Below are 22,553 nucleotides of genomic sequence, written 5' to 3'. Positions count from 1 at the left end.
TTATCTTCAACATCTTTCTCTTCGATCACAATATTTTATTCCTTTTCACCTGTAGCACGGCTTACAACATACATAAAGTCCGGGCTTGTCATCCAGTAGCCAACGCAGCTGCCGTGGACTGATGTTCATGGGCGATGTATCATTTTCCGATGGTCAGTGGAAAGTCCTCTTTCCAGCCGGTGGTAATGAAGCCAGAAGCCATTATGTTCCCATTTAAGGATTTTCAGCTTGTCGCGCTTCCGGTTGCAGAACACGAATAAGCAGGGAGAGAAGGGATCGAGTTCAAAGCACTCCTGTACGATGGCGGCCAGGCCATCAATCGACTTGCGAAGGTCCGTGCTGCCGCGTGCCAGATAGACCCGTTCAAACTGCGAATTTGTCAACATGGGTTCTACAGCACATGAACACCATCGGATAGTAGACCCATGTTGGCTCCGGGACGTACCTCAACGAAGATCGCACCAAAGTGTAGGAAGATAGGCCCTTTTCCAGAACAAGGCAATGTTTTCTTCATCGATCTGCACCGTCAGCCACTGTGTCTGCGCTGGTGTTCCTGAGTTAATGTTCCCACGCTCAAACTGCTGTACCCAATAGTACATTTGATGAACTTTGATTTCCTGATCCCGGCACCATGCCGCTACACTTTGCCCGCTTTTTTTCAAGGCGTCATATCGCGCTTTCCATTCTATTCTTTTGTCTTTTAAGGTCATCGCAAAACCTCCCGAATTAATCTCTAGGAAGATTATCGCACGGATGACCGATGAATAGAATGTGGGCTGTATTTGACGCTTACCTATAGCAGTTTATTGTTTCCGCCAGAGTACATCTTGGATAATCTGAGAGGTGTAGAAAAAATATAAGAGAAAGCCCGGTCAGCACCGGGCCTGAGGACTCCAAACAAAAAACCTCACAATGAGATTAGGTTATATTTAACAAAAGCAAAAATAACCCTTAATACAAGCGAATACCAAAAACGATATAAATAGAAGAACGTTAATAATGACTAATAACCATAGTAGCTTATTTAATGTATTGCAGAGCTCGTGATATGGTTCCTCTAGATAAGTTTGCTTTAATTCATCAATTTCTTCTTTTTGCATTAAAGATATTTCGTTAATAAAATACAAAAATTGTTTTTCTGTTATTTGAAATCTTTTTTTAGACGAATTACTCATTAAGTAATAGTAAATGAAAGAAAATAGGAGGAAAACTAGTATCAAAATTGAAAAAAAAGATATAGTTAAATCACCTAAAGACCTGTATATATCAAAGAATAGACAATTTAAGTTTCCCATTTCTTCGAAAGCAGTGTTTTTTTCTAGCAATATTGAAATAGATTCGATTTCTGAAATATCTGTAGTCCCTTGTTCCAAGTAGTGTATAATATCATCACACCCGTCTGAAAAGGGGTTACATAATACTTCAAACATATCTGAATCCGCACTTAACTCCTTCAATAAATGTAGCGATATGTTTTTTTCAATCTTGATTTCCGTTACATCTAATGTTTCATTGATAATCGCATTTTCTCCAACTTGGGAAAGTATTGCCTGAAACTCACTAAACGCTTCGAATATTTTATTTATGTGCATTTCAAGCAATACCTCCCTTTTACTTTAGATCTCTTTTAAAGTTTAAACTTTTATCGACCTTTATTATTGTATTTCCATCTGTATCTAAGTCTACTCCAATTTTTGTCAAAATCCCTTTATTATACCTAAAATAAATCTGATCTTTTTCCCCTCTATAAACGACAGTTCGATCTTTTCTTTCCACCGTAAAAGTTGTCTGATGCTCCGGATATTTGTTTAAATATTCTCTAACAAATTCTCCATAGGTATTTTCGATGAATAATTTCCTATCCTCTTTATCCGATGGAACATTATCCAAAAGTACATTTTTTATAGCAGTCTTTAATTCTATTCTGGATCCGTTAGAAAATTCTCTATCAATTGAACCAAATATTTTATTCTGGTCTAAATCAGGTAATATACTAATAATCCTGTCTTTTGCCTCTCTCACTACTTCTCTTGTTATTATTCTATCGTTCAAGAGTTCATCCGCCTGTAAGTATGTATCAATAAAAAACCTAGCTGGCTCTCCTTCCTTTTGCTGTTTATCCATTACAAATAGTTCTGCTTCTTCACTATCTGGTTTATTCAACCTTATTATTGCGCATTTATGAACTCGATCATTTGAATCAGGAAGAATATTTTCTAAAACTGATACGGTTAAATTTGAATAATTGATTTGAACCCCTTGTTTTGGATCCAGTTTGATTATGAATATACACTGTTCTTCATCTAGCTCTACTTCAAAAACAAAAAAAGTACCGCTGCTATTTGAACTAGAATTTTTCATTATTTTAAAAAGATTTTCTGTCAATTCTCGAGATAGCTTAATAAATTCTTCATCGGTTTTATTTGAAGCGAATCTGGCTATTTTTGTCTTAACAGTAGCATCTTCATCAATGAACTTGCAACTTTTCGTCGACTTACCTTCCCTTGTTTCTATAAAGTGAGTTTGGAAAAAATCATCAATAACTTTATCATTACTACCAATTGGAAATAATTCCTCTGACAACTGCGGTTCAGACGCATTAAGGTCTATAGCATTAATTGCCATTCTGGTAATGTTCAAAGTCTGTACCAATGACATCAATAAAACCCCTCTCAAAATTCATTGATAAAATTATATACATATTTTTCATCACTAGCGTTGCATTAATTAAAAACATCAATTCAAAATACTAATAATATTCAATTTTCAATAGTTTAGACAACAAAAAATCCTTTACACTGGATAGGTCAGGTGGTTCCTGTCCAAATCCAACGCAAAGGATATCAGCTATGGACAAGAATACACTACTTTCTTCATTTGGTAAATGGGTTTTACCCATAAATATGGAAAAACTTTCTGAACAAGTGAAATATCTTAAACAGGATTACTACACAAAGAAACTGACGACAGAAGCGTATATCAAACTTTTACTGTTTGCCCAGCTACATGAGCTGGAGAGTCTGCATGCGATTAGCGATGCTTTGCTGGATGAAGATATCCAAACAACGCTGGGATTTGAATCTATTAGTGCGTCACAGCTTTCCCGGAAAAACAATGACTTGGAACCTGCTATCCTTTCCACGCTGTTTCTGGATCTTGTGAGAAAGATTCAAGAATACCGCCATCCCAGTACAAGGAACTTGCCACTTAAAATCATTGATTCAAGCACGCTTCCACTCAATTTGACGAATTACAAATGGGCAAAATTCCGGAAAACAAAGGCAGGCGTCAAGCTTCATTTGCGGCTTGTTTTTATGGATAAGGACACTGTTTATCCCGAAAAGGCAATCATAACGGTAGCGAAAGAACATGACAGAAACCAACTGGAAGTCCTCGTGGATGACAGAGAAGCCATGTATGTGTTTGACCGTGGATATGTAGATTATGAACGTTTTGACCGCATGACAGACGATGGGTACTTCTTCGTATCCAGATTGAAGAAAAATGCCGTCATTCATGAGGTGGAATCCTTCTCCCTGCCTGAGGGAAGCACGGTCTCATCGGACAAAATGGTTTATATCGGCACAACACAAAACCGAGCGGAAAACCTTTTTCGGTTGCTAGAAGTGACGGATACTAAAGGACATGTTCTTTGCTTGATTACCAACCGGTTTGATCTAGAAGCGGACGAAATAAGTGAAATCTACCGTTCACGCTGGGCCATTGAACTATTCTTCAAATGGCTCAAGCAACATGTAGAGATTAAGCATTTTTATGGGATGAGTGAAACTGCGATACAAAATCAAATCTACCTGGCGCTCATCACCTATTGCCTGCATGTACTCATCCAGCTGGAGACGAAGAGCAAGAAAACACTGCTCCGTATCAGCCGATGGCTAAAGGCAACCATTTGGAATCCTGCCTATGTATGGATTCGGCGATTTGAACAAAAAACAAGTACCTAGCCTATTGGCGTCGTAGTCTCTTTTGTTTAATTGTATAATTTTACCAAATGGACAGTGCCACCTTTGCTTAAGGCTTTGCCTTTTTGCGCTTTTCCATGAAATTTTATTTACAGAATAATTTAATTATTTTTATGCAACACTAGTGATTTTTCATTAAAAGATTATATTCGTCAATACTAGACAATATCAGACAATATCAGACAATATCAGACAACATCAGACAACAAAACGGGTTATGTTTTCATTACAAAATCATCCCCCCTGCAAACAAGGGAGGGCAATAGTAAAAGTTATATTTATTATTGAAATCGGATTTTTATTTAATCGCCGCACTAGTTTCCGGACTTACATAAATATTCTGTTTGCCGCAGCTTGTCATGATCCTGACGAAATTCGGATGTGGGCTTCTGTCTAACTTTGTCGATCAAATGGACATTTTTTCAGATATTTATTTGTTAACTAAATACAGCATAGGTTGGTATATACCAATTGGAAAAACCCTTTGATATGGTCTGTTGAGACAATTTAATCCAAGGGATTTTTGTTTAATGAGATAAAGTTGTTTAAAACTAAAACCATTGTTATTCCATAATAAGGTCAGATGGTTGAACAACACCTAGATATCTAGGTTAAAGTTTAGGAGAGTTTGTGAGTCTTTAAAGTAACGGAGTTTAGTTGAGTATTGCGGACAGTTTGAGCCAATAACCGCGAAGAGGAGATCCACAACCATTATTCTGCCATAAATAGCGCGAGTTCTATTATCCGCCACCATTGACTTAACTTTTGTTCGTGTTGAGGAACAATCGTAGGTCTGGCATAAATAATGCCAAATAGGCACACCCGCTCAAATATGATAACACGGACAATCCGATTCTAAACATTCGCTGGCGGGGCCCCGCCCCCTTCCACCAAATGCAAAGAATCGGGCGTTACAGTCAATGGCAAGCAGCTTCGCTTGTGGCTCTGAATCTCTTCTTGAAAAAGCGGTTGTACCATTAGTGACTCTTAGCTTCGCAATTGGTGGCTCTATTCTCCGCATAAGTGGCTCATTTCAACCGCAATAATCATTAGTTGAAGAAAAGGACTTTATTAATGGCACATTGAATAATAATTGATGTGAGTGATTAACAAAAAAATCCAGGAGGGAATGGAGAGAAAATTATGTCATTATTACAAAATATCATTTCCACAACTGTTATAGTCTACATTGTTACTGGAATTTTATCGCTTTTTTCTAAGAAAAAAGAAAAGCTGGATAAAGGATGTACATTTAATTATTTTAGTTTAAGTTATCGAAGAAAAATGATTCGTACACTTTGGATGCTCCTTATAATGTTTATTTCACTTGTTACTTATAATTGGTACGTAAATTTCAGTTTTAATAAAATTAATTATTTCAATATTCTTTTTAACTCTTTTCTTAATACAGTTGGCTTATAACTATAATAAATGGAAGAAGTATGAAAGGGCATTAAATTCAAATAAACCATTGTGAAGTAAAACACTTAAACAGACGGACACGATTGTTGAAGACCAAAAACCAAACTCCTCGCTTGAAATAAGGAGGAATTTGGCCTTTTTATCTTTCAAAATCCTAATCGTTCCTCATTGGTAAATGCGGTGGCACTAAATGGTAACTTTTGTGGTAATCACTGGTAAAAAGGATGACAGAAGTGGTACATTCCTTTGACCGTAATCAACTTTATAACTTTTCTCATTTCCTGTTTAAAATTTCTTGATAAAGAAATTGTTTATGTTTGAAGGATTCAACTCCACCCTCAAGTAAGTTTACAATATGTAATAAAATTGACTTTTCAGTAGGATAGCCAGTTGCTTCTACCCAGCCATTTTTATTATTTGATTCCATAACAATTACTTGTTCTGCCTTTGAATTGGTAACAATTGTAGAGTTATGAGTTGCAATAATTACTTGTCTCTTTGATTTTGCTTTTCTCAAATCGCTTACTAAATTCTTATAAATATATCGATTATCTAAATTATCTTCAGGCTGATCAATGATGAGAGGGGTATAATCATTCGAAAAATTGCTATAAGACAGAATGAACGACAGCATAGCAACAACTTTTTGTCCAAGGGACAGTTCCTTGACGCTTTTAAACATCTTTCCGACTGTTTTGTTCATTTCCATGTTATTTATGTTAAATTCCAAATCGAATTCATCAAAATCAAGTAAATAGTTCTTTATTAGATCAACAGCATAAGGCACCCCATTTTTAACTATTCTTTTGTGTATAATGTTGAAGAATATTTTAACATTACTGTTTGTTATTTCGACAATATCCGAGTCAACCTGCTTTTTAGATAATGAATCAGTATGTTTATTGATATTTTCCAACTCTAATATTCTTTTGTAATTTTTTTCGCAGAATAATATAAAAGCATTAATTGGATCAGACTTCTCACTAAAAACATTAAGATATTCAATTAAATCTGCAATCTTTATGTTAAATTTTTCAAAGTAATCATTTGGGTCCCGCATTTTTACTTTTAATATTTCTTCCCAGTTAAGTGTTAACTCACTGATATTATTCTGGTAATAGGTAATTTTTAATTGATTTAAATGGTTAGCATTAAAAGCATCGAGTGTATTATGAACAATCATCTTCCTATCCTTTAAAATGGCTGGTACATCTTTGTACTTTTGTTTTAACCCATTAATCGTAGTAATGTTTCCTACCTTTCTTTTTTCGGATAAAACTTCATTTTTGAACATCATTTCACGGATAAAATCGGTAATATCATCTGAGCTGGAGGTCCTTACCAACTCATTAACGGAATATCTTTTATAAAAAAAGTTTGAAAGAAGTTTTTTTTTCTCAGTTGTTACTTCCTCAATAAAAACTTGATTTTGTACGATAGTTTTTTTAAAAATTTGAATATAATTGTTCAATGCCACATCTTTTATTTTTTGGCTATCAAATATGAATTTCTTGCCATATTTGTAGTTATCAAAATCATTGCTAAAATACCCAAGGATGGAAGAGTAATCTCCTTCATTAACATTCGGGGTATTGAATAAAATATAATAATCCTCATTGTTATAGGAGCAAATAACACAGACTTTACCTTGCTTACAAATGTTCTCCAACGTCTTTTCATCGTATGCATTTTGGGAAAGTACAAAATTGATAGTATTTAAAATAGTACTTTTTCCCGTACCTCTGCCTCCAATAAAGCAATTAAGTGCCTCGGAAAATGAAACACTGAAATTTCCATTACCATTTTTTCCGGAAAGGAATCCTCCTGCTTGAACAACGATACCCTTAATAAATATGTTAGGTTTTTCCGGTTCACTATACTCGGTTGAAATCTCAAAGTCCCTGATAGCATTTTTTAACATGGCAAAAGCGATTTTTTGTCCCTTAATCCAAAAAGGTTTAGTTACTAAAGTATCTAAACTATGTGAATCCTCATCTAATACAAAATTATAATTTTCTTTGGTATACCTTTTTAGACTTTCTGTTACCATTGGAATTTTATCTAAATGAGACACTCCCAATAATTTATTATGAATTGAATTAAACAAATGATTTTTGTATCCACCGCTCAGGAAATTCGGTTTAAAGATATCGGAACTATTTATATGGGCAATATAGCCGATTCCCCCAAATTCATGAATCATAGACAAGACATTCAAGCTTGTTTGGTATGTTCCAGATATACAATCCATGATATTTCCTGAAATCCAATCGTTTAAGTGACTAATTGTCTTGTGCTTATTATCAAAAATTCCAACTACATGACATTTATCGGCACAAGAAATTTCAATTCCCAATAAAATATTTGTATAGGTTGTATTGGGAAACGTGTCATGAATAATATTTACAGCTTCTACAAGCTTTTCATAACCTAGGATAGTATTGTGGTCAGTTACAACGGCTAATTTTACATTTTCATCAGCTAGTTTTTTTGCTATTAGCAAGTATGATAAGTATTCCTTTAGTGTTTCAAAATTCCCACTTTCTCTGGCAATTTCCAAGGCAGTTTCATAGGATAAGCTATTTTCAGGAAATAGTTGTTCCTCTATAGCTATTTTAAATAAATTTTCATTGGACATAGTTTTATAATTATTAGCGGTGAAGCGATCAAATAATCTATAATCATGTGAGGCCGGTGTATGAATATGAAATACTACCTTATGATATCTCGCATACTTTTTCCTATTTGAGTTTACTTCCAAATCTATTTCATTTAAGAAACTATCTTTTAATAGTGTTTTACTATAGGCTAAACTTATTTTAATTCCCTCCAACCAATAAAGTATCGATAGTATTCAAGGTAACATATATATTTAGCCTTTTAAATAGTTTATGGATTCCAAACTATAATGGAATCTTATCCTTCAAAAGCTAAAAAGATTACAAAAAAAGAATAAATTGCTAAACAAAACCAGCTAATAGTTGTCAATATCTTTTATTAAAAATCCATAAATGTTCGTGCTTTACTAAAAATGCTCATTACAAAAAGCCTTCCGTTTCATGCTTTTGGAAGGTTTTTTATTTTATGGCTAGATATATTGGTTAGGCCATGTCTTTGAAAGTCGTTTTGCTTTTTAGTAGTGCATATACCCAGTGTAAGAGCTTATTTACACATGCAATGACGGCTACCCGAGGGATCTTTTCAAGGTTCATGACGAGAAACTAGAGGGCGATGGCGGTTTCGCTTGTCTGTGGGAGACGTGCCTGAATAAGGCCAAGCCCATACGCACGCTTGCCCTCTCCGAATTTCCCCTCGATGGCATTCTGTTCCACGGCATTCCGATATTCAATTTGTTTTTGGACTCTGTTTTCCTGTTCCCTTGGATGGGCGGCCCAATTTGGGTCCGCTCAGCCGGATGCCCAGTCCCTTGCAGTATTGGCGGTTCTCGCGCGTCCGGTAAATCTGGTCCGCCAGGACGGCTTCCGGATAAACGCCAAAGCGCCTGCGGTAAGCCGCCACTGAATCTTTAAGAAAGGACCCTTCGTGGTAGGAGCCCCACCGAAGGATATCCAAAAAGGAGAAGCCGTCCACTACGCTCACCGAGAGCTTGGCACCAAACTCCACGCGGGCATTCGACTTGCCGCGCCGATCGGACGGACATGCGGCTGCCCGATACTGACAATCCGGTGCTCCGTGCTGTGGCGCCTGTCTTCGTACATGGACAGCACAGCTTCGCGGATGGTCTTCTTCCTCGGATTCCTCTGCTTGGCCACGGACAAATAAGCCTTCCGGGCTTTCCCTCAGTAAGTGCGCGGCTTGAGCTGCTGTCCACGAAAAGGCGCATGAAGGGTGTCGATCATCCCTTCCAGCTTTTCGCGCTCCTCATTCAGCAAGCGGAGACGGTCGGATAGGCAATGTCAGCCGGACAGGAAGCGCTTTGCTTCCCTGTGTCTCGTCACCCAAAGACTTGATATATTCTTTTTCCGCTTTCGACCAAGGGACGAGGCCAGCCAGGATCATCCAGCGGTTATCCGGGTTCAACCGGCCGTCAAACGGCAGAAAAAATTCATCCGGCATAATAAGCTGACCAGCATTGTGTTCGTACATGGCTCCCCCTCCAGGTGCAAGGTTTTTTATGGTATTCCGATGATATCCTTGCATATTATCTCGACAAAAAGAGAGGAATTTCTTGTTGACACAACATTTTTTAGTTATTCAGTTGACCCTAATTAGGGTGTATTCTATTATTATTGAGCAATGTTCTCCATCATTGCTTCTTCCATAAGATGAGTCATGATGATTTCTGTTTTGACGTTAAATATATCTTTATCATAGCTATCTGGTAAATTTTCATCCAAGATACTCTCTATCTCAAATTTAACTGCTTGACGAGGTTGTTCATCCTTATACCAATCAATAACATTCGTTTTACTTTGCTCACTTTGAATAGACTCATATAACTTTTTGGCTGATAATTTTACTTTTTCTTCTTCTTTTTTCGTTAACTTATCTTTTTTGAGAAGATCGTATATTTCAAGTTCCTTCTCTGTCAATCCTTCTCGTACATGACGCTCATCTTCTTTTTTCAAATTATCAACAAAATCAACAAGATCCTCGTAATAATCTTCATTCGTGGAATTTCCAGCGTTATATTGATTAATAATTTCTTTATACCGCTCGACAAAGCTTGTACGAGTTTTATTTTCTTCTAATAGCATTTCAAGTTTACTTTCAATAAAGAGTTTTAATTCCTGAATATCGATGCTTTTGTACGGTGACTCTTGAATCGTTTTTCTTATATCATCTGTGTTAATTTCTGATAAATTTAAGGTTTTCATTGTTGTTATTTCGTATTTATTTTCACCAGCATCCTCTTTCACATAACTTGACTGAACACTTAAATCTAAAGTTCTAGCAAGTGCTAGTTTCGCATTTTCAATATTCTCATCCCGTACAGAAGCTTTAATCATATCCGCTAGATAAAGAATAATTGGTAAGTAATCATTTTTCCAATTAAATTCGAATACTTCTGGCTTACACGCTTCATAAATATTGTTACATAGATTGGTATGTATTTTAAATTCATCAAGAGATCCATCTTTATCAAGAATAATATTTAAATATTGTTGAAACAACTCAATATGTTCAAATGTTTCATTTTTCTGCAAAATTGCGTCTAAATTAATATCTAAACCATTACAAAAGTCTTTTGTTGCTTCAATAACATTTTCTAGTAATTTAATTTGTTCTTCAATATTTTTCACTGGCATCTCGTCATCATTACTTGGATTGGCGTAATCTCCAAGGGCTTGTTTCATATGTTTAAACAAGTTTAAATAGTCGACAATAAGACCAGAACGCTTTCCTGGGAATACTCTATTAATTCTTGCGATTGTTTGCATCAATGTATGACTTTTCATTGGTTTATCTAAATAGATAGTTGACACACTTGGTGCATCAAATCCAGTTAGCCACATCGCACAAACGAACACTAACTGTAATGGATGATTTGGGTCTTTAAAGCTATCTTCAATATCGTGACCATTCTCATCAATCTCATTCATTCGTTGTTTATGTTTCTTGAAATCAAGTCCTTCTTTTTCAAATCGTTCATCATCTTGCCCATCTTCACTCACTACAACTGCCATTTCTACTTGTTGCATATATTTAATCTGCTTCGTAAGACGATCTCGTTCTTCTTTAGATGATGTATAAGAACGTTCTTTAATTAGTTCTTTTAACTTCTGATCCCAGTAATATTGGACTTTGTCATACATTCGAACAGTCGTGAACTTATCAACTGAAATAACCATTGCTTTTCCTAAATACCCACGATTGGGGAAATGTTCAACAATATCTCTTGCAACTATATTTAGACGTTCATCCCGTTTTAAAACTTCATTTGTTTTAGAATAATAGTTTGATAGTCGTTCTTCTTCTTCGGCTGTCAGATTTTCATTTTCAATAATTTCAACATAGTCATCATCTAAAAAGTCATTCGTTAACCAGACTTCGGGCACTCTTCTTGAATAATAGAGTGGAACAGTAGACCCATCTTCGATTGATTGAGCGAAATTATATTCACTCACATAATCTCCAAACCATTGATTCGTCAACCTTTTAGAACCAAGTAGTGGTGTACCTGTAAAAGCAATATATTGGGCATTTGGTAAACCTGTGCGCATATTTTCGGCTAGTGTTTTATATTGCGTTCTATGCGCTTCATCAACAATGACGACAATATCATCACGCTCAGATAAAATCGGGAACTTTTTTCCTTTGTCATAGCGAAATTTTTGAATTAACGTAAACAAAAATGGTTTATTTGTTTGTAAATCCTTCCTTAACGCAGCCCCATTTTTGGGTTGTGCGGATTCTTCTTCTGTAATTATCTCTGTACGAAGGAAGTTTTTGTATAATTGATTGTCTAGATCTTGTCTATCCGTTACTAAAAGAAATGTGAAATTCCCTTTTATTTTACGATTGATTTTATTCACATACATGGCCATCGAATAAGATTTTCCACTACCTTGTGTGTGCCAAAACACACCGAGCTTTCCATCTAGTTCAGTTCTTTTTTTAAATGATTCAATCGCATTATTAACTCCTAAAAACTGATGGTTCTTTGCTAAGATTTTAATCCGCTTGTTTTCAAATAGAACAAAGTTTTCAATATAATCGAGTAGTTTCTCATGGCTTAATAAATCATTTAATAGATACTCGATACTCGTAGCCCTTTCATATACTTGCTTTCTATTAACCTGATCTTTTTCACTCGCACGAAGCCATTCAAAGAAGTGGCTATAATTTGCGGTGAAACTACCAATTCTTGTTTCCGTTGCATTAGATAGGACACAGATTTGGTTAAAATAAAACAATTGAGGAATATCATGAATGTAATCTAGCAAGTTTTTATCGTACGCTGTTTTTAACGTAACATCTGAATTTTTCAGTTCAATAAAGACGAGGGGCAATCCGTTAACGAATAACAATAAATCAGGTCTGCGATACTGCGTATCTCCTTTAATCCACATTTGTGACACAACCGTATATGTATTCTTGTTTTCTTCGTTAAAATCAAGAATACGAACTGTTTCGTATTGTTTCTTACCACCTTTGTCAAATTGGACAGGTATGCCGTTTTTAATTTGTTTATAGCGGTCATAATTTTCCGTAGCTAATTCTTTATCTGTAAAAGGCACTCTAAAATCTTTCACAATATCTTGTAAAAGATGATCCGGAATATGTGGATTTAATCGATGTAAACTTTTAAAAAATACTTCAGGTAAAATCACTTCTTGAACAGAAGCACGTCCAGTTCCATCAGATTCCGTTTCTAAAATATTCAAAGATGAAAACACTCGCTCTGCACTCATATTTGCATTAATGAAGTAATAGTAGTCATCTTTTGATAATACGTTAATACACGCCTGTTCAATCATATCTTCTGTAATGATTTTCTTCACGATATTCCTCCTTACTTCACTGTAATTGTTCCGTTCATAAGACGAGGGAGTAGTAGGTCACGTTGTTTGATTAGGTTATGATTTTGTTGCATTAAATATCTAATTTGATTGAAAATCTTTTTTGCAAGGTTATTAATTTCTATCATTAGATTTTCAGTTGGTTTTAAAAACTTAAAATTATTAAGATCTCTTGCATAGACATGTGGTTGTGCTGATCCTAACTGTAAATTTAATATTTCTTTATTGGATACTTTTAGGAGCAAGTATAAATAATATATTAAATCAGTATCTTCTATATCAATATATGAACAATCAGATGCCCAAACATCAATATGATTAAGTCGAGTATAACCAGCATTTGCACCCGAAGCACTTACTGTAATCACCGGAGCTTTTGTATTAGATTCATTATGATAACATGAGGGTTCAATTCCACCTGCTATAACCGGAATTCCACCTGCTATCGCATCTGTAATTCTCAAGTTTTTTCCTTTTTTAAAACTAGCCATATTGCCTATTCTTTCAACTTCCCAACCTTCTGGTATACCTTTTTCAAACTTTGTCTTTGCATAACCAGGAAATCTCATTCTGACAAACCATTCTTTATATAACTCTTCAGCTGTTTGTTCTAAGATTTGAATTCTACGATTATTGTTTTCGATTAACTTGTCGTAGGTTGATAAAATATTAGTGATATTATTTTGGTTTTTTAACGGCGGCAACATAACCGGGAGATTATTAATCATACCCAAGCTAATAAAACCTTGTGCAACACCACTTTTTATATTTCTCAAATTCCCTTGAAAAACATCACTTAATATCCAATAGTAAAGGTATTCAGACTTTACTTTAGTTAAATCAGGTCTCAATATAGCAACACTGCTTGATAACCCAAACTCATCATTTTCTCCAATGATATATGGCATGCCAATTGAACCTATTATTGAAAATACAACATCGTTTTTTTTCACATTTGTAATTGAATTCGACTTTTTTAAAAAATATTTTTCATAATCACGTTCTGATATGAAATCTACATTAGTTAAATCCAACCCTCCACTTTGAAAGTTTTTTGATGTTAAATATAGAATTCCTTCCTTCATTCTTTTAATACTAGCATGTGCTCCATCACCAATTGAACAAATATCTTTAATTTTTACTTTATTAAATTTTATTTTATGCTTTCTCATACGCAATCACCAAACTATCTAAATTCTCTTCAATCTGTTTTTCTAATTCTTTGGCCTCTTCATTTAGTTGTTTAAACTCTACATTCAATCCAAATAATTCTTCTTTAAATTGCTCTGCTGTCAACCCGTCATCTTCTATAACAACTCCAACATATCTGCCTGGATTTAAGGAATAATCTTGATCTATAATGCCATCTTCGCTTTCAAGTGATGCAACTTTACATAGGCCGATAACATCTTCATATTTTCCATCTGGAAAGCGTTCTAATAACCAATCAATTTGTTTTTGAAAATACTTTTTAACTTCCTCTGTTTCTCCATTGTCACGGGCTTCTTCATATTCTTTAATTAATGCAAAGAAACTATCGCTGTCACCTTCATATAAACGGTTGATGATAGCTAAATTTTTAATTTGTTCATTTGAAAGTTTACGTAATGCACGATCTACTTGTGTGAAAATATTACGTGCATCAATGAATAATATTTCATTTTTCTTATTGCGATCGAAAAACCATAATGTTGCTGGTAATGTTACCGTACTGAACATGTTAGATGGTAGTGCGACCATTTGCGATACGATGCCATCTTCAATTAACGCTTTTCTAATTTCCTTCTCACTATGACCTGCATCTGAAGCTGAGTTTGCCATAACGAGCGCTGCACGACCGTTTTTATTTAAAGCAGTCGCAAATTGGTTAATCCATAAATAGTTTGCATTTGGTACTTTCGGTTTTTTCCCTTTCGTTTGTGGTACACCGTATGTATTAAATCTCTCTTGGTCTTTCACTAAATCTAACTCTACGTTATCTACGTTAAATGGTGGATTTGCTAATACATAGTCAAAGTTACCAACCGAATTATACGGGTCAGCATAATAAGAGTTTGCTTCTGTAATTTCTCCACGAATATTGTTTAGAAACAAGTTCATTTTAGCGAGTTTTACCGTTTCTCCTGTCCGTTCTACACCATATGCTCTTAAATTAAGTGGTGTTCCACCATTATTTTGTTTATGTTCTTGTGCATAATGTGCTGTTTGTACGAACATTCCTCCTGAACCACAAGCTGGGTCTAATATTTTCCCTTCTGTCGGTTGTAACACTTCAACCATATAACGAACGACCGAACGTGGTGTATAGAACTCTCCGCCACCTTGACCTTCCGCTAAAGCAAATTCTCCTAGGAAATATTCATATACTTCTCCAAAAATATCGTGTTCAGTATCTGTTGGAATATCATTGAAGTTTCTTAATAATCGATTTAATATTTTATTGTTATCCTCTGTACTTAAATCGTGATAACTATCCTTCGGTAAAACATCGATGAATTCGGGAGAATATTGTTCAATGCCTTCCATTGCTTCTTTGATTTTCGTTGCGATATTTTCTTCCTCACTTAAATTTAGTAAATATGTATAACGTGAATGTTCAGGTAAATAGAAACCACATTTTTCAATTGCGATTTCTTCTATTTTCTTTTCACGTCTTCCACCTTTAAGTGCTTCAAACTCTTTATTTATTTCTTCTTCATACTCTGCATATTTTGCGTCAGCGAATTTTAAAAAGATAAGTCCTAATACAGGTGTCGAATAAGCGGATGCTTTTAATCCTGTATTCGCACGTAGTTCATCTGCTACATTCCATAAGTTTTTCTTTAAATCATTTAACTCTTCTCGATTCACTTCAATTCCCTCTCTTCACATACTTGTTTATTGTTATTTATCAAACTCTAAAATATCATCTACACGACAGCCTAGTGTCAAACATATTTTCTCAACACTTTCTAATGAAATATATTCATTTCTTCTCATACGTGTTGTAATATTTCCTGAATATCCCGCTTGCTTTTCCAATTCTCTTGTTGTCATGTTTCGTTCATGTAATAAGTGAAATAATTTTTCATATCGAACGCCCACTTCACTTCCCCCTTATAAAGAACGACTTCTTTCTACCTATCTATCATCATATCACGAAGACGTGAAACGATCACTTTAAATTAGAAATCAAGTAGTTCTATGCCAGTTCAAATTGAACTGGTTTTCTAAACCATCAAAAAGCGACATTTTTTCAAAAATGTCTTGGCTACGCTTTAACAGGTGATACCCGCCTTGAACAATGTTTATCCTATTTGGTGCAACAACCCGTAATGGAAAAGGAACATCGATGGAAACATTTCTAAAAATATGTGGTGATTACGGAAAAACGAGTCGACCTGAAACAATCGGGATGAAAGTGAATAATAGTAGTGCTTCTCCTTCTGAAGATGTCGCAAGGCTTGCTGGTTCACGTTTCGTAAGCATGAGTCTGATAAGAAGTTAACGTTCAGTGCAGCACTACTCAAAACACTAACTCGTCATGAGACGATTAATGCAAGATGTTAGAAAGAACACCAAAAAGGCATAGCCGCAGTATTTACGACTATGCCCATTTTGTAAATTTACATCAATCACTACTAGCACCACTTTAAAGAGGGGGCCTTTATGACAAAGAGCTGTATAATTCATCCAGCGGCTTCATGATAATTTTGTTCAGTTCTGAAATGGTCATACTCATTTGCTGCTCTGCTTCCATAAGCTTAGTCACTTTCTCGTTTTGCTGCACTCGGTTAGCTATTTCCTGAGCATGCATTACCTCTTCCTCCGAAATATCCTGACCTTCCATTTGCTTTTGCTGAAGTTGCATCTGGACATTACGGAACTCGCCAAACATTCTATTCGCTTCACTGTCGTTAGCAACAGATTTATACATCTCTTTCAAATGCTCGAATTCATCACTGTTTCTCATCGCTTTTTCAAGGTCGTACGCAAAGTCATATAAGTTGTTCATCATTATCCCTCCTCACCCAAGTGTAACATACTATGAGGTGACCATTACAATGATTCCTTGGATCATACCAATCAAGCCTCCAAGAAGTGCCCCAAGGTAAGTAATCATTACGAGTTCTTTTTTTGCAACAGCTATTACCAATTCTTCCAGGCGTTCAAGAGAAAATGACTCAATTTCATTCCGTACGATATCCTCCACTTGGAAACGCTCAAGGATTTCCCCTGACTGTTTTGTTAAATAATCACCTGCTGTAGCAAGCAGTCTCGGCACCAGCGTATCCAATAATTGGATTTTATACGGTTCAATCAGCTCTTTAACAGGCTTTTGCAAATATCCCTCAAGCGGAAATAGGTCAGCTGCCCCCTTTTTTAAAAATTGCAGGATTTTCTCCTCATTGACTCCGGAATAAAATTCCTCTAACTTTCTTTGTTCGAGCTTTCGCCCCTCGTCTTCCAAAATAGATACCAAGAGGTCTCTTGTGCCTTTGTTTTGGAGAAACCTCATAATTTCCGGTTGCATTTTCTCCGTCAGCTGCTCTTCACCAATGAACATCTGGATCAGGTTCCAAAGCTTTCCCCTGTTTTTCAAAAAATTCTCGATCATAAACCTGATTTTTTCTTTTCCCTCATCACTAGAAAAGTAATCTTCCCCTTTTTTAATGATTTGATCGGCTATCCCAGGAATTTTGCTATAAATGGTTTCTGTGAGCTGTTCAGGCAGAATATCTCCTATCGGCTTGTCCAAATATTCCATTTTAAGTGCTGTATATTTTTTTTCAATCGTTTTATCAATCGTAGAGTTTATTCTCTCAACAGGATTCTCCATTCCAAATTGATTCAGTATTTCTTCTGGCGTCATTCCTTTTTCCAGCCAACTGTTCAATTTAGTATTTATCCATTCCTCTGTATCACGTTTGAACGACTCATCTGTCAGTTTTTTATAAATGCTTTCAGGCGTTACCAGATAGCCTACAACAAGCTTTCCGATTTGGGCAGCTAATTCCCCTTGTCGCTTCGGAATTAAGCCAGGTGTAAACGGTACCCGCCATTTACCAATATAAAGCGTTCGATATGGCCGAAAAAGCATCCGGATTGCCAAAAAGTTGGTGAATCCCCCTATTACGGCTCCGATAATAACCATGAAAGGTATGATAGTAAACCAGGTTGACATATATTTTCTCTCCTTTATTGAGACTCCCACGGCTAAAGCCGCAAGCCCTACACCTTGCGGTGTACAAGTGGGATTCTTGAATGGCTAAGCGTTCACAGTCCAACAGCCTTCAAGATGAGGGTATCTCATTGCTCCTCCTATACAGACCATAAAATGCTATGGCATTTGTGCTTCCACTGCAGTCAATAGATTTTGATATGGTTCTATGACTTTCCGGCCGTCGAAGCTAACTATATTTCCTTACTCTTGAACAAGGACATGTCCTCCATCATACGATATGGGGAATCCGCCTAGTTCCGTTGTTCGGTATTGTACGGTCTGAACTGATTATAAATAATAATGGTGCACAAGAGCAAATATGGATACCTTTTAAAAGGAGGCTTTTGAATGAGGGTTCGGTATAAATGTGAAATGTTTGACAGTAACGAGATCAAACTTTTTTATCCGCGGGAATTTCGTCCTAAGGGGAAGCATCAATTTGTCTTATTTGGTTCCAATGCTGCAGAGGCTGAATGCAGCCGGCATCCAAATGGAAGAAATATCATTTCCATCAGTTCAAGCTTGGCTAAAATTTTGGGAATCCCTGAATTTGTTTCGTCACTTTGTCTCTTTGAAGATGATGAGGCCTTATATCTCGGTCCCCTAGTAGGCATTTTCACGTCAGGCTTTACACCTTTTCAATTATTGCCTGTTGGAGAACGGACAAAAAATTTCTCCAATCAAATGTCCGTACAGGCCTCGGTCGGAGCGGTCCCTTTTTTATTCGGTGAAAAACATATTGATTGGGAAAAAGGCGTCATTAATGGCTTTTTCTATAACGAACAAAGTTGGAAGAAAAGAATCGTTCCTTTTCCTAACGTTGTTTATGACAGGTTGCCAAACCGGTTGAGCGAAGGCCAGCCCACGTTCCAAAAAGTGAAAGAAAAAATGGAAAATGACTACCTAATTCCCTGGTATAACCCGGGGTTTTTCAACAAGCTGGAACTGCATGAGCGGTTGTGCAATGATTCCCGCGCCGAACATTATCTTCCTGAAACTCATCCATTTAGATCATTTTCGGATATTGAACGGATGGTTGAAACTTATGGGCATGTATATTTGAAACAGGCGGATGGAAGCAACGGAGAAAAGATTCGTCAAGTTCTCTATGATCCAGAACAAGAAGATTTCTATTGTCGTTTTTTTGATGAAAAAAGCAGGCTTTATAGATTCTCTTCCATCGAGGGCCTAATCAACCACATGTATAAAGGGAAAGAATCAAAAAAATTGATTGTGCAGCAGGGAATCCGGCTCCGACGGGTTAACAAGAAGCCGATGGATTTTCGTGTCCATGTTAATAAAGATGAAAACGGCCAATGGAATATTAGTGCAATCGCCGCTAAAATTGCTGGAGATGGCAGCCCTACCACTCATTCAAGGTTTGGGGGGGTAATTCGATCCCTTGAAGAAATTTTTCCGGATGATGCAGAAAGGGAGCTTTATCAAAATAAACTTCAAAAAGCTGCACTGGATCTCGCTGCTGCTATTGAAGATAATATTGGAGGAATTGTTGCGGAAGTTGGCTTTGATCTTGGAATCGACCATGATGGTAAAGTTTGGATGTTTGAAGCCAATTCAAAACCAGGACGCCAAATATTCTCCCACCCCGGTCTAAAAGAATCCGATGCACTGACTAGCAAGCTCGCCCTTGCATTCGCAGTTCATTTGACTGAAAAAACCATCCATTCTCCTCAAATTCTTTGGGAGTGATAATCTTCGCTTCTTCTTGAAATAATTGTTAGAATAGTTCTAAACAATGAGGTGATTCGTTTGTTGCAACACTTTCAATATAAGCCTCTTTATAAAGAAGAGCGAATTCCCGGTTGGTCATTTTCATTTTATTTTTCCGGAAAAAAATTGGAAGGAATCTATCATAAAAATGGAAGAATCGAATGGAAATTAGAGAAGCCGTCCAGTCATTACGAGGCTGTATTGGAAAAACAAGTGCATGATTTAATGCTTTTTCATGTTTATGACCAGCAGCGGTAATTTTTCCAACTTTTTATATGTATGGTCTATCGTATCATCAGCCCAAACTATCCTTAAGGAGGCTGAAGACGATGGAGAAGAAAAAAGAAAAAAAGCATTTTCTGCCAGATTCAAATCATGAAGGACGAGAGAAGTATTTCATGGATGTAGACCGGATGGAGAATGAAGGAATGTCTGGAGGATCTGTTTTTATGAGAGAAGATTCAACAAACATAGAACAATCCACTGATTTTTTTCCTGAGGATCCACCACAGGAGAATATGGAATGATGGGGACTCGATATGGGGCCCCTTTTTTAACGTTCATAAAAAATTTTCAATTCTTGTTGTGTTCCGCAAATTGCACAAATAAATAAATGGACACATTCCGACTTTCGGCTGCTTTCAGGATCGCCGTCAGCCAATTTATTCAAGTCAATCTCCATATAAGGAGAGTAATCATCGTAATAGTCATATATTTTTCCTTGATCCTTCAAAATCCCCATGCATATAGAGCAAGTATGAGTTTCAAGTGATATTCCGTTACATAACCGGCAATAATTCATCTGTACTCCTCCTCTTTCCATATATCTTTTCGAGAAATGAAGAATACATGTATGACACGCAACTATTACATTAGGTAAAAACTTCCTCTCTCCCATCTGCATATTTTCATTTTGAAAAAACATAATAAATATTATAAACGATGGGTTAAACTCCAAGAAGGTCACATGCATGTGTGTCGGTGCAAATCCGACTAACCCAGCCAATCTTATTAACAACAAACAAGGAGATGACAACATGGCTAATAGCAATTCAAATCAAATTTTGGTTTCTGGTGCTGAGCAAGCAATTGACCAAATGAAGGTTGAAATCGCCCGGGAGTTTGGCGTAAATCTTGGCGCAGACACAACTTCACGTGCTAACGGTTCTGTCGGTGGAGAAATTACCAAGCGTCTCGTTGCAATGGCACAACAACAGCTTGGCGGCGGTTACTCGCAACAATAAGTGAATATAGAATGGCAAAAAGGCTCCCGAGTTTTCGGGGGCCTTTCGAATGGGGTCAGACCCCTGCTAAAAAATATTGCCTTACGTTTTTCTATTATAAATGAACCATTTTTTTCGGGTCGATCCATTCGTTGTATTGCTCTTCTGTCAAATATCCAGTTTTGATTGCAGCTTCTTTCAAGGTTGTACCTTCTTTGAATGCAAGCTTTGCAATTTCAGCAGCTTTTTCATATCCGATATGAGGATTCAGCGCTGTAACAAGCATGAGTGAACGGTTCACATTTTCCTCAATAACTTCAAGGTTCGGCTCAAGACCTTGGACGCATTTTTCATTGAATGAAATCATTGAGTCTGCAAGCAGATGAACTGATTGTAAGAAGTTGTAAATAATTACAGGTTTATAAACATTTAATTCGAAGTTTCCTTGACTAGCAGCAAATCCGATCGCCGCATCATTACCGAATACTTGAACGCCAACCATCGTGAGTGCCTCACTTTGTGTCGGATTCACTTTTCCAGGCATGATAGAGCTTCCTGGTTCATTGGCAGGGATCGAAATTTCTCCAATGCCGCTACGTGGACCGCTAGCAAGCCAGCGAACATCGTTTGCGATTTTTGTCAAATCGCCAGCAAGTCCCTTTAAAGCTCCGTGCACAAAAACAATTTCGTCATGGCTTGTTAGAGCGTGGAACTTATTATCAGATGAAACAAATGAATATCCAGTTTGCTTACCTAGCTGTTCCGCCACTTTGTCTCCAAAGATCGGTTCAGCATTGATGCCAGTGCCGACTGCTGTTCCTCCAATAGCCAGATTAAGAAGATGTTCAGCACTTTCCTTGATCATTTTTTCACTTTTTTCAACCATTGCTCTCCAGCCGCTGATTTCTTGACCAAGCGTGAGTGGAGTAGCATCCTGCAAGTGCGTGCGGCCAATTTTGATAATATCCATATTCGCTTTTTCTTTTTCAAGAAGTGTTTGCTTTAATTGGCTCAAGGCAGGAATCAAATCATGGTAAATTGCATGATATGCAGCAACGTGCATTGCTGTCGGGAATGTATCGTTAGAGCTCTGGGACATGTTGATATCATCATTTGGATGAACCTTTTCATCAGAACCCTCTGGTAATAATTCATTAGCTCTACGAGCAAGAACCTCATTCACATTCATGTTGGACTGTGTGCCACTTCCCGTCTGCCATACGACCAAAGGAAAATGTTCATCGAATTTACCGTCCAGCACTTCATCACATGCTGTAACAATCGCTTCCTTCTTGACATCAGATAACTTGCCAAGCCCATTGTTTGTGAATGCAGCAGCTTTTTTTAATTGAGCAAAAGCCTTAATGACTTCCAAAGGCATTTTTTCATTTCCAATTTTAAAATTCTGTTTGCTCCGTTGAGTTTGTGCGCCCCAGTATTTATCTGCAGGCACTTTAATTTCACCAATCGTATCCCGTTCAATGCGGAATTCCATTCTTACATGCCT

The 22,553-nt window shown here is 36.6% G+C and carries 19 protein-coding genes and 1 pseudogene; 6 read left to right on the top strand and 14 right to left on the bottom strand.

Annotated features, from left to right (window positions below):
• Positions 1-125 precede the first annotated feature (125 nt).
• From tnpB to H9631_RS01660, 4 genes are all read right to left on the bottom strand, one after another.
• Positions 126-386 carry an IS66 family insertion sequence element accessory protein TnpB gene (gene tnpB / locus H9631_RS22760; protein ID WP_191809522.1) on the bottom strand — a complete coding sequence of 87 codons (261 nt, stop codon included), beginning with the start codon at positions 384-386 and terminating at the stop codon, positions 126-128.
• 60 nt (positions 387-446) lie between these two features.
• The gene (gene tnpA / locus H9631_RS01670; RefSeq protein WP_225220793.1) at positions 447-710 is read right to left on the bottom strand and encodes an IS66 family insertion sequence element accessory protein TnpA; all 264 of its coding nucleotides are present in this window, start codon (positions 708-710) and stop codon (positions 447-449) included.
• A 219-nt stretch (positions 711-929) separates the two neighbouring features.
• A complete protein-coding gene (locus tag H9631_RS01665; protein WP_191809521.1) occupies positions 930-1,592 on the bottom strand; it encodes a hypothetical protein in 663 nt (220 codons plus the stop codon).
• Between the two features lie 19 nt (positions 1,593-1,611).
• Positions 1,612-2,658: a nucleoid-associated protein gene (locus H9631_RS01660; protein WP_191809520.1), complete on the bottom strand. Its 1,047-nt coding sequence runs from the start codon at positions 2,656-2,658 to the stop codon at positions 1,612-1,614.
• A 191-nt stretch (positions 2,659-2,849) separates the two neighbouring features.
• Between H9631_RS01660 and H9631_RS01655 the strand changes: the two genes are divergently transcribed.
• Entirely contained in the window at positions 2,850-3,965 is a 1,116-nt protein-coding gene (locus H9631_RS01655; RefSeq protein WP_191809519.1) for an IS4 family transposase, read from the top strand.
• Between the two features lie 1,714 nt (positions 3,966-5,679).
• Here the strand turns inward: H9631_RS01655 and H9631_RS01650 are convergent.
• The 6 genes and pseudogenes from H9631_RS01650 to H9631_RS01625 form a co-directional block, all read right to left on the bottom strand.
• Positions 5,680-8,238 (bottom strand): Spaf_1101 family AAA-like ATPase, encoded by a 2,559-nt coding sequence (locus H9631_RS01650; RefSeq protein ID WP_191809518.1) that lies wholly within the window; start codon positions 8,236-8,238, stop codon positions 5,680-5,682.
• A gap of 268 nt (positions 8,239-8,506) precedes the next feature.
• Positions 8,507-9,330 (bottom strand): annotated as a pseudogene (locus tag H9631_RS01645) (transposase); the annotation flags it as partial.
• Positions 9,331-9,652: 322 nt separating this feature from the next.
• Positions 9,653-12,871 carry a type I restriction endonuclease subunit R gene (locus H9631_RS01640; RefSeq protein ID WP_191809517.1) on the bottom strand — a complete coding sequence of 1,073 codons (3,219 nt, stop codon included), beginning with the start codon at positions 12,869-12,871 and terminating at the stop codon, positions 9,653-9,655.
• An 11-nt stretch (positions 12,872-12,882) separates the two neighbouring features.
• Positions 12,883-14,061: a restriction endonuclease subunit S gene (locus tag H9631_RS01635; RefSeq protein WP_191809516.1), complete on the bottom strand. Its 1,179-nt coding sequence runs from the start codon at positions 14,059-14,061 to the stop codon at positions 12,883-12,885.
• The gene (locus tag H9631_RS01630; RefSeq protein ID WP_191809515.1) at positions 14,048-15,739 is read right to left on the bottom strand and encodes a type I restriction-modification system subunit M; all 1,692 of its coding nucleotides are present in this window, start codon (positions 15,737-15,739) and stop codon (positions 14,048-14,050) included. Before H9631_RS01630 ends, H9631_RS01635 begins: the two co-directional genes overlap by 14 nt.
• Positions 15,740-15,772: 33 nt before the next feature.
• Positions 15,773-15,973 (bottom strand): helix-turn-helix domain-containing protein, encoded by a 201-nt coding sequence (locus H9631_RS01625; RefSeq protein ID WP_191809514.1) that lies wholly within the window; start codon positions 15,971-15,973, stop codon positions 15,773-15,775.
• 247 nt (positions 15,974-16,220) lie between these two features.
• On the opposite strand from H9631_RS01625, the gene H9631_RS01620 reads away from it, so the two are divergent.
• On the top strand, positions 16,221-16,376 hold the full coding sequence (locus H9631_RS01620) for a hypothetical protein (protein ID WP_191809513.1): 156 nt from the start codon (positions 16,221-16,223) through the stop codon (positions 16,374-16,376).
• Between the two features lie 159 nt (positions 16,377-16,535).
• Here the strand turns inward: H9631_RS01620 and H9631_RS01615 are convergent, their stop codons facing one another.
• Positions 16,536-16,886 (bottom strand): YlbF family regulator, encoded by a 351-nt coding sequence (locus H9631_RS01615; protein WP_191809512.1) that lies wholly within the window; start codon positions 16,884-16,886, stop codon positions 16,536-16,538.
• A 27-nt stretch (positions 16,887-16,913) separates the two neighbouring features.
• Complete coding sequence (locus tag H9631_RS01610; protein ID WP_191809511.1) at positions 16,914-18,053, bottom strand: DUF445 domain-containing protein; 1,140 nt, start codon at positions 18,051-18,053, stop codon at positions 16,914-16,916.
• A gap of 387 nt (positions 18,054-18,440) precedes the next feature.
• On the opposite strand from H9631_RS01610, the gene H9631_RS01605 reads away from it, so the two are divergent.
• From H9631_RS01605 to H9631_RS01595, 3 genes are all read left to right on the top strand, one after another.
• The gene (locus tag H9631_RS01605) at positions 18,441-19,802 is read left to right on the top strand and encodes a YheC/YheD family endospore coat-associated protein (protein ID WP_191809510.1); all 1,362 of its coding nucleotides are present in this window, start codon (positions 18,441-18,443) and stop codon (positions 19,800-19,802) included.
• A gap of 60 nt (positions 19,803-19,862) precedes the next feature.
• Complete coding sequence (locus H9631_RS01600) at positions 19,863-20,081, top strand: YheE family protein (RefSeq protein WP_191809509.1); 219 nt, start codon at positions 19,863-19,865, stop codon at positions 20,079-20,081.
• A gap of 71 nt (positions 20,082-20,152) precedes the next feature.
• On the top strand, positions 20,153-20,350 hold the full coding sequence (locus H9631_RS01595; protein ID WP_191809508.1) for a hypothetical protein: 198 nt from the start codon (positions 20,153-20,155) through the stop codon (positions 20,348-20,350).
• A gap of 26 nt (positions 20,351-20,376) precedes the next feature.
• Here the strand turns inward: H9631_RS01595 and H9631_RS01590 are convergent, their stop codons facing one another.
• On the bottom strand, positions 20,377-20,625 hold the full coding sequence (locus H9631_RS01590; RefSeq protein WP_191809507.1) for a hypothetical protein: 249 nt from the start codon (positions 20,623-20,625) through the stop codon (positions 20,377-20,379).
• Positions 20,626-20,860: 235 nt separating this feature from the next.
• Between H9631_RS01590 and H9631_RS01585 the strand changes: the two genes are divergently transcribed.
• Positions 20,861-21,067: an alpha/beta-type small acid-soluble spore protein gene (locus tag H9631_RS01585; RefSeq protein ID WP_191809506.1), complete on the top strand. Its 207-nt coding sequence runs from the start codon at positions 20,861-20,863 to the stop codon at positions 21,065-21,067.
• 94 nt (positions 21,068-21,161) lie between these two features.
• Here the strand turns inward: H9631_RS01585 and fumC are convergent, their stop codons facing one another.
• Positions 21,162-22,541 carry a class II fumarate hydratase gene (gene fumC, locus H9631_RS01580; RefSeq protein ID WP_191809505.1) on the bottom strand — a complete coding sequence of 460 codons (1,380 nt, stop codon included), beginning with the start codon at positions 22,539-22,541 and terminating at the stop codon, positions 21,162-21,164.
• Positions 22,542-22,553: the final 12 nt, after the last annotated feature.

It is taken from the genome of Bacillus norwichensis, from assembly GCF_014836955.1.
Classification (GTDB): Bacteria; Bacillota; Bacilli; order Bacillales; family Bacillaceae_C; genus Siminovitchia; species Siminovitchia norwichensis.
Note: the sequence above shows the minus strand (reverse complement) of the source record. Positions and strands in the feature narration are given on the sequence as shown.

Coding starts and splice junctions, on each gene's coding strand:
- tnpB (WP_191809522.1), bottom strand. CDS start 386: ATGTTGACAAATTCGCAGTTTGAACGGGTCTATCTGGCACGCGGCAGC.
- tnpA (WP_225220793.1), bottom strand. CDS start 710: ATGACCTTAAAAGACAAAAGAATAGAATGGAAAGCGCGATATGACGCC.
- H9631_RS01665 (WP_191809521.1), bottom strand. CDS start 1,592: ATGCACATAAATAAAATATTCGAAGCGTTTAGTGAGTTTCAGGCAATA.
- H9631_RS01660 (WP_191809520.1), bottom strand. CDS start 2,658: ATGTCATTGGTACAGACTTTGAACATTACCAGAATGGCAATTAATGCT.
- H9631_RS01655 (WP_191809519.1), top strand. CDS start 2,850: ATGGACAAGAATACACTACTTTCTTCATTTGGTAAATGGGTTTTACCC.
- H9631_RS01635 (WP_191809516.1), bottom strand. CDS start 14,061: ATGAGAAAGCATAAAATAAAATTTAATAAAGTAAAAATTAAAGATATT.
- H9631_RS01620 (WP_191809513.1), top strand. CDS start 16,221: ATGGAAACATTTCTAAAAATATGTGGTGATTACGGAAAAACGAGTCGA.
- H9631_RS01615 (WP_191809512.1), bottom strand. CDS start 16,886: ATGATGAACAACTTATATGACTTTGCGTACGACCTTGAAAAAGCGATG.
- H9631_RS01610 (WP_191809511.1), bottom strand. CDS start 18,053: ATGTCAACCTGGTTTACTATCATACCTTTCATGGTTATTATCGGAGCC.
- H9631_RS01605 (WP_191809510.1), top strand. CDS start 18,441: ATGAGGGTTCGGTATAAATGTGAAATGTTTGACAGTAACGAGATCAAA.
- H9631_RS01595 (WP_191809508.1), top strand. CDS start 20,153: ATGGAGAAGAAAAAAGAAAAAAAGCATTTTCTGCCAGATTCAAATCAT.
- H9631_RS01590 (WP_191809507.1), bottom strand. CDS start 20,625: ATGAATTATTGCCGGTTATGTAACGGAATATCACTTGAAACTCATACT.
- H9631_RS01585 (WP_191809506.1), top strand. CDS start 20,861: ATGGCTAATAGCAATTCAAATCAAATTTTGGTTTCTGGTGCTGAGCAA.
- fumC (WP_191809505.1), bottom strand. CDS start 22,541: ATGGAATTCCGCATTGAACGGGATACGATTGGTGAAATTAAAGTGCCT.